The organism is Okeania hirsuta, assembly GCF_003838195.1.
GTDB classification, from domain to species: Bacteria; Cyanobacteriota; Cyanobacteriia; order Cyanobacteriales; family Microcoleaceae; genus Okeania; species Okeania hirsuta.
Map to the genome: position 1 here is coordinate 1 of NZ_RCBY01000433.1, position 3,255 is coordinate 3,255.

Sequence of the window (3,255 nt, forward strand, 5' to 3'; positions counted from 1 at the left end):
CGGGCCGGACGAAGGATTTCAGTTTGTCGTGAAAGTATCCGAGAATGGAGGGCGCCAGGAATACAGCATTACTAGGAGAGATGACTCCGTACAGCTCAATCCTCCTTTAGTGGGTTTCAATACCAACAATGCCGAAACTTTAGTGGCCCAATTGGTTCATATGGCCCGTTGGGAAAAGACGCTGAAGTTGGAAAATGAACATCCGCATATCATCAGCCCGATGATGTAGAGTTAGAGATCATAGATGCGGGAGCCTGGTCCGTAAGCGATGTGATTGCTTTTGAAGATGCGGTAGAGGTGGCGCCAGCGGAAGCTGAGCGCGTACTATCAGCGACTAATGGGAAGTTGAACTTCCGTTCCGCAGAGGGGATGATGGCAAATGGTTGGCGCCAAGAATTAGGGCCAGAATCAGAATGAAGAACGAAAATCGGTTCTACTATGGAGCTTTCATGCTGATTTCTAGTGATTTTGCGCTTTTTACCAGAGACTATCTACCGGATAATGCCATGATTGGAGAGCGGGTGACAGAGGAGGACGGAATTACCAATACCAATGGAAAAATGCTTTGGGAAATTTCACCTGGTCATTTTGATGATATTACAGGTGAATTTGTTCTCCGGAGGAAGAGGCTGGACAACCCATGGATTTTATTTTGACGGAAGACCAGATTGAAAAAGGGATCACCGAAATTGAAGACCATTTCAAACTGATCATTAGTACCGCTGAGTTTGACTCTCGATACCTCGAGCAAGCTTCAATTAGTGAGGCCACTGGCAGTCGTGCACCACACAATGTTACAACCGACCAGCCAATTGGAAGAATTTCTTAGAGAAGCCGGGCGAGAAACCAGAGCCGGTAGACGCCGTTCCAATGGAAACCAATGGTCAAAAAGGTAGTGATTGGCTGAGTGTCAGTTTAACAATCCGGACGAAACTAATAGAATAGCCCAGGTGATAGATAGGAAGTGTTGAAACAACAAGCCGATGACAAAGCGTCGATCTTTCAACATTCCTCACTCTATTCCGATCGCCTGGTTTACATCCTTGTTTGATTTCATTAGCTGAAGGTATCTAACCTCTGACCTCACGAAAGCAAGGGTTCGTGTCAGACCATACCAATCAGCTTGAGCTCTGCATGTCTTCTTGACTGGCGTCAATGAGTACGAGCATAGGACCCGATTGAAAAACAGCCGTTAGGGATGCCAAGCCCAAATAGCCTCATTTACATCAAGGGTTTTAAAAATACCTTGACGAAACTAGAGGTGTTTCTGCCTTGGTTTAAGTTTATTTCGCATTCAAGGTAATTGGTCACAGCTATCCTTAAAGTACAGGGATAACTAACAATATCAACTTATATTTATGGCAGACCCCACTAGATTCCATTCAACAATAGTTTTGCCTTCATCATTGGCATCAATGAATACCGACATACTACTAAACTAAAGACAGCGGTAGGGACGCGGAAGCCGTTGCCGAACGACTGGGGCAACATCAGTTTCAGGTACATACTCCATTATTAGATTCGCAGCTACTAAGCAGGGTATTGAAGACCTCTTTACCATAGAGATCCCTAGAATCATCAACGAGAATAAAGCAGCAAATGAGGAATTAGCCAGTGCCGCTGATTCTGTACTTCGCTGGTCATGGGATTGCCTTTGATAGTGAGTCGGATCCGAATGGTTACCTGGGTGCCGGTGGACGGTAATTTTGGATGATCAAGAATCTTTGGTTGCCATGAGAACACTCAAGGATGCGATGGATACTTGGCAGTGCCGGCATGGATTGCTGATCATGGATTGTTGCTTCGCCGGAGCATTCCGCTGGTCCATAGGCTTTCGGGCGGGCGTCGCCGAGCTCCAAGGTGATCTATGACGAGCGTTTCTTACGGTATGCCTCCGATCCGGCTTGGCAAAGCTTGGCTTCCTCCTCTGCTGATGAAGAGGCGATTGACGTGCTGAATAAGCTCTTGGGGTCGAGGCCTGAAGAAGGGCACTCCCCTTCGCTCAAGCCCTCCTGGAAGGTCTGGATGGGGCAGCCGACTTTGGCGTGGTGGAAGGGGAAAAAGATGGTGTCATTACTGCTACCGAATTGTATGTATATCTGCGGGACCGGGTCCAGCGCATGACGGCAAATCATCCCGTTAAGCAGACCCCGACTATCTTTGAGTTGGGAAGACATGGGAAGGGCGAATTCATGTTCGTCAATCCTGACCCACGGTTCCTTTCAATCTTCCGCCATTCCCGGAACGTAACCCTTATCTGGGGCTATCATCCTTCACGGAAAATGATGCTACCTTGTTTTATGGTCGTGAGGATCAAATTGAGTCATTATGGGAAAAAGTTCAAGCTCAGCCCCTGGTCGTGGTAACTGCGGGATCAGGAACGGGGAAGACGTCCTTGGTTCAGGCGGGTTTGATGCCCAAGATTCGGACAATTGGAGGTTCTCGGCATGATGAAGGAAATGAAGGGACTGCTACAGAAGATAATCAAGATGTTAATCAGAACTGGACTGTAGTTTCAATACCCAGGGCAGGCTCAGCCCCCTTGACGGAGTTGACGAAGGTTCACCTGAATGGGAATCAAATTTAGAAGATACCAAAAACTATCTGATTATTGATCAATATGAAGAAACCCTTAGTAATGGCATAGGTACAACCCTTGGACTAACTTCGAGTCAAAATGGCTGAATTAGTTGGAGCGGAGCAAGCTCGTCTGGATGCTGGTGTAAGATCCGCGGTTCAAGCTGATACTAGTAGTACGATCCGATTATGAGTTTACTGCTTTCATGGTATGGAGCATCCCTTACAGGAGTGGTGGACGGCAGTAGGTACTTTGTACCGCCTTTTAGTGAAGAGGACCTCTTGGAAGTGATAGAACAACCTGCTCGCCAGTCTGTTTTATTTTTTGAACCTGAGGATTTCCCGATTACTCTCCTGAATGAGATTGATCAATCCCCTCGGGCATTGCCGATCTTATCTTTCGCACTGAATAACCTCTACGAAAAATTTGTTCGCAGTGGGCGAGAAGATCGAACTTTGACGGAAGATGACTACCGCGAAATGGGTGGTTTGATCGGAGCCTTAAGCAGCAGGGCTGATCAATTATATGAAGAACTGGGGGCTGAGGACAACGGCGAGGCCTTGCAAAAGACGATGAAGAAAGTTGTACTTCGTTTGCTGAAAATTGAAAACGGACAATTTGTACGCCGGAAGATCCCTATTCTGCCTATAGAAGGGCTTTTACAACCCGCCACAATG

5 protein-coding genes are annotated in these 3,255 nt (G+C 47.0%); all 5 read left to right on the forward strand.

The genetic code is table 11. From position 1 onward, the window contains the following. A partial coding sequence (locus tag D5R40_RS36615; protein WP_161565144.1) for a hypothetical protein occupies positions 1-229 on the forward strand: 229 nt, incomplete at its 5' end. 41 nt (positions 230-270) lie between these two features. Further along, a complete protein-coding gene (locus D5R40_RS36620) occupies positions 271-417 on the forward strand; it encodes a hypothetical protein (protein ID WP_161565145.1) in 147 nt (48 codons plus the stop codon). Then, positions 414-656 (forward strand): hypothetical protein, encoded by a 243-nt coding sequence (locus tag D5R40_RS31400; protein WP_124155761.1) that lies wholly within the window; start codon positions 414-416, stop codon positions 654-656. The genes D5R40_RS36620 and D5R40_RS31400 overlap by 4 nt, the downstream gene beginning before the upstream one ends. Before the next feature lie 1,601 nt (positions 657-2,257). Then, positions 2,258-2,587, forward strand: a complete 330-nt coding sequence (locus D5R40_RS42260; protein WP_339379519.1) for an nSTAND1 domain-containing NTPase — start codon at positions 2,258-2,260, stop codon at positions 2,585-2,587. Between the two features lie 179 nt (positions 2,588-2,766). Beyond that, positions 2,767-3,255 (forward strand): nSTAND1 domain-containing NTPase (locus tag D5R40_RS31410; protein WP_445974459.1); only part of this gene is annotated, 489 nt, incomplete at its 3' end.

Bases quoted from the DNA above. Each gene is read 5' to 3' on its own strand.
- D5R40_RS31400 (WP_124155761.1), top strand. From the start codon at position 414: ATGAAGAACGAAAATCGGTTCTACTATGGAGCTTTCATGCTGATTTCT.